Annotated in this window: 2 protein-coding genes and 3 pseudogenes; 4 read left to right on the forward strand and 1 reads right to left on the reverse strand. The window is 64.3% G+C overall.

From position 1 onward, the window contains the following. Positions 1-188: pseudogene (locus A5788_RS24535) on the forward strand (IS110 family transposase); the annotation flags it as partial. Here A5788_RS24535 and A5788_RS01030 read toward each other — a convergent pair. After that, positions 177-614: pseudogene (locus A5788_RS01030) on the reverse strand (type VI secretion system ATPase TssH); the annotation flags it as partial. The pseudogenes A5788_RS24535 and A5788_RS01030 sit on opposite strands and share 12 nt — an antisense overlap. A gap of 456 nt (positions 615-1,070) precedes the next feature. Between A5788_RS01030 and A5788_RS24540 the strand changes: the two are divergent. The 3 genes and pseudogenes from A5788_RS24540 to A5788_RS01045 form a co-directional block, all read left to right on the forward strand. Then, a pseudogene (locus A5788_RS24540) lies at positions 1,071-1,307 on the forward strand (transposase); the annotation flags it as partial. A gap of 651 nt (positions 1,308-1,958) precedes the next feature. Next, entirely contained in the window at positions 1,959-3,446 is a 1,488-nt protein-coding gene (ltrA, locus tag A5788_RS01040; RefSeq protein WP_005176048.1) for a group II intron reverse transcriptase/maturase, read from the forward strand. Beyond that, the coding region (locus A5788_RS01045) for an IS3 family transposase (RefSeq protein WP_269450018.1) at positions 3,442-4,245 on the forward strand (804 nt) is incomplete at its 3' end. The genes ltrA and A5788_RS01045, both read left to right, overlap by 5 nt.

A 4,245-nucleotide genomic window follows, 5' to 3' on the forward strand; every position in this document is an offset into this window, starting at 1 on the left:
CCGGAGACCAGGGGCGTCTCACCTCAACGACACGCCGCGGCCCTGACCAGGCATTGCCCGCTCAACTTCGAAGAGCCGGTATCCGGTGCGAGGTGGTGGCGCCGAGCAAGCTACAGCGTCCGGTCGGTGACCGGGTCAAGACCGATGTGCGCGACGCGATCCACCTGGCGAGATTACTACGGCGCGACAGCGGGTTCCGCATACGTGACGGCGAGCTCGTCGCCGTCCACCGTGACACTGATGGTGCCGCCCGGTTCGATTTCGCCTCGCAACAGCGCACGACCGATCTTGGTCTCGACCTCGTGGGCGATGTACCGCCGTAGCGGTCGCGCACCGTAGACCGGGTCGAAACCGTGTTCGGCGATGAGCCGGCGTGCTTCCGGCGTGATCTCCAGGTGTATCTGGCGCTCCGACAACCTGTTCCGGAGATCGGTGAGCTGCAGTTCGACGATGTGCGCGATCTGGGGCAGCGTGAGCGGGGTGAACAACACGATGTCGTCGACCCTGTTGAGGAACTCGGGACGGAAGTGCCCGCGCAGTTCCGCCAGCACCCGATCCCGGGAGTCCGGTTTGAGCTCGCCGTCGGTTGTGACTCCGTCGAGGAGATGCTGGGACCGCCTCCGCCGAATACGCGGCAGGGGGGAGCCACGTGTTCGGCGGTGCTTGTTGACGCTAAACGATATCGCCTGGTGCGGTCCGATACGTGCCATTTGCGGGTGAACATTCAGTGAAGGCAGCGTACTTCGAGTTAACAGGTACGGATGGTGGTCACTCGCGTCGAGATCGTCGTGTGGGCCTGGCAGAACGGCCAAACTGACCAGTCGCACACCTCCGCCGACTAAACGGTCGAGAGCCCCATCCAGTGCGGCCGTAACCTTCAGAAACGTCGCGACACAAGCCCGTGGACACAGGGCCCCGGAACCGTCACTGATTCGGTGTCAGTGGTGCTGATCGCCGCTTGAGCGAGTGAACCGCCCCGGGTCTGTCGGAGGCTCTCGAACCTGTGAAGGATGGAGAGCATGGCAGCACCACGCAAGTACAGTGAGGAACTCAAGGACCGGGCCACCCGGATGGCATGTGAAGCGCGACGAGATCCCGATTCGTCGAGAGGTGCGATCAAGCGGATCGCCGATCAGCTCGGAGTCCATCCCGAGGCGTTGCGCAATTGGGTTCGTCAGGCCGAGATCGACGGCGGGGTCCGCCCGGGCACCACGAGTGAGGACGCTGACCGCATCGCGGCGTTGGAGCGGGAGAACCGTGAACTGCGGCGAGCGAACACGATCTTGAAGCAGGCTTCGGCTTTCTTTGCGGCGGAGATGTGCGCCACGAGGCGCTGGGTATATCGAGAGGTGGTGAGAGACCGTCTCTTTCGGGTCGTCGCAGCGGCCTGATGAAGCTGGGGGCAGCCTGATCCGGGGAGCGCCGGGAAGGGTGGCAAGCGGCCCCGACAAAGGCGAGTCGTGCTGGTACTGCCAGACGGTGCGGGCTCGTCGAGCAAGGTCAGAAGGTACAGCGTGAGCGAACCAGTGATGGACGCCCCGTAACCGCGAAGCCGGCTCCAACCTGGCGGATCTGGGCCGGTCTGCAGTGCTCGACATCCTCTATCTCCGAGGGTTTCGTCTCCGAGGCCGTGTATTTCGGGCGGTGAGGAGGCCACGGTGAAGGTCTGCGGCGTAGCCGTGGCGATGCTGCTGGGGTAAAGCTGGGTGCCTCCCTGACCGATCGATTTCCTGGTGAACGTGGGAACCGACCTGTGTGTGGCCCGTCGTGGCGAGCATCCGGCTCGTCGTGGTGGAAGGCCCGTGTCCGGCTGACAGGTGCAGGTTGGGGCAGAGGTCTCGTAGTAGTCGCGGGTGGTGACGTGCCCGTCTCGGCGGCCGTGAGAGACGGCTACAGGGCGAAGGGGACCAGCGAAAGACGCAGTGGCAGTACTGGAATGTCAGGAGGAGTGGTCGACGGTGAATACCGACGAACTGGAGTCCGCGCTGGTGCAGGCGGAACGCCGGGTACTGAAGATCCAGACCAAACTGCATCGTTGGGCACGCGATGACCCGCATCGCAGGTTCGACGATCTGTTCAATGTTGTTGCCGATCGCGCGTTTCTGTTGGTGGCGTGGGATCGGGTGAGCGGGAACAAGGGTGCCGCAACTGCTGGGGTGGATGGGCGTACCGCGTCCAGCGTCGCGCAGGTGCAGGGCGTTGAGGAGTTCCTTGACGGATTGCGGTCTGGTCTGAAGGACCGCAGTTTCCGGCCGGTGCCGGTCCGTGAGCGGATGATCCCCAAGAGTGGCGGTAAGTTGCGCCGACTGGGTATCCCCACGATCGCTGACCGGGTGGTCCAGGCATCGTTGAAGCTGGTGTTGGAGCCGATCTTCGAAGCGGATTTTCTGCCGTGTTCTTACGGGTTCCGTCCGAAGCGCCGGGCTCATGACGCGGTGGCCGAGGTGCGTTACCTCGCGACCCGACCTCGCTGTTACGAGTGGGTTGTCGAGGGAGACATCAAGGCATGTTTCGACGAGATCGACCACACGGCCCTGATGGGCCGGGTGCGTCGACGTGTCGGCGACAAACGCGTCCTGGCCGTGGTGAAGGCATTTCTGAAGGCGGGCATCCTCACCGAGGACAAGTTGCTGGAAGACACCACCGCCGGTACCCCGCAGGGTGGGATTCTCTCACCGCTGCTGGCGAATATCGCCTTGTCGGTGCTCGACGAGTACATCGCCGGGCTCGCGGGCGGGCCGAATACCGGCAAGGCCGAGCGGGCGGCACGCCTGCGCCACGGCCTGCCGAATTTCAAGCTCGTCCGCTACGCCGATGACTGGTGCCTGATGATTCGGGGCACCAGGGCCGATGCCGAGCAGTTCCGAGAGGACATCGCCGCCGTGCTGGCGACGATGGGGCTGCGTCTGTCACCGGACAAAACCCTGATCACCCACATCGACGACGGGTTGGATTTCCTCGGGTGGCGCATCCAGCGACATCGCAAGCGAGGAACCAACCGGCACTACGTGTATGTCTATCCGTCCAAGAAGGCCGTGGTGGCCGCGTGCCGGAAGATCAAGACGTTGTGCAGACAGATCGGGGTCGGCCAACCGCTCGATGTCCTGTTACGCCGCGTGAACGCGAGTGTGCGGGGATGGGCGGGGTATTTCCGGGCCGGGGTGTCCTCGGCGGTCTTCTCGTACATCAGCCACTACCTGTGGCAGACGGTGTGGAGATGGTTACGCCGCAAACACCCGAAAACGACTTGGACGCAACTCCGCCGCCGCTATTGCGGCGGCGGATGGTGGCCCGCTGGGGAGGAACGGGAACTGATCGATCTGGAGAAGATCGGCACCACCCGATACCGCTACCGCGGTTCGGTGATCCCTTCACCCTGGCCAGAACCTGTCGACACGGTGAACGCCGAGGCGACAACGGCTCTCGTGGAGAGCCCGGTGCATTGAAAGGTGCACGCCGGGTTCGGGAAGCGGTCCGGGGAGACGGGAATGCCGCAAGGCATTCACCGCGCCCCGGGCCGACTTTCATCGACCGCCCACAGCGCTGATCGTGGAGTTCGTCGCGGCTCACCGCGATGAACACGGAGTCGATCCGATCTGTGCGGCATTGCGCGATACGTCCGCCCAGATCGCTCCGTCCACGGTACGAGCCCACCTGAGCCCCCAGAAGACCGAGGCGCCTCGTGTGGTGCGTGACCGGGATCTCCTTACCCAGGTCCGCGCGGTGCATGCCGACAACCTCGGCGTCTACGGTGCCCGCAAGGTGCATGCCCAATTGCGCAGACAGGGCCATAGTGTTGCCCGCTGCACCGTCGAGCGATTGATGAAAGCCGATGGGCTGCAAGGGATAGCGAGACTCAAGACACGCAAGACCACGCGCAGCGAGGGAGCTGAAACACCCCGGCCGGCTGACCGGGTCAACCGTCAGTTCACCGCGGCGGCACCGAACGCGTTGTGGGTGGCGGACCTGACCTACATCCGCACCCACTCGGGCTGGGTGTACGCGGCGTTCGTCCTGGACGTGTTCTCGCGGATGGTCGTAGGCTGGCAGGTCTCGACCACCATGCACACCGACCTCGCCCTCGACGCCCTGGACATGGGATTGTGGGCACGGTCGCGTGCCGGCCACGACGTGGCCGGGCTGATCCACCACTCCGACCGCGGAGTGCAAGGTGAATTCAACTGGTCGTCGCAACACCTCTATCAGGAGGTGTTCGATGGTTCGTCGTCAGCAGGCCGCTGGACA

It is taken from the genome of Gordonia sp. 852002-50816_SCH5313054-c (assembly GCF_001665925.1).
In the GTDB taxonomy this organism is placed as follows: Bacteria; Actinomycetota; Actinomycetes; order Mycobacteriales; family Mycobacteriaceae; genus Gordonia; species Gordonia jacobaea.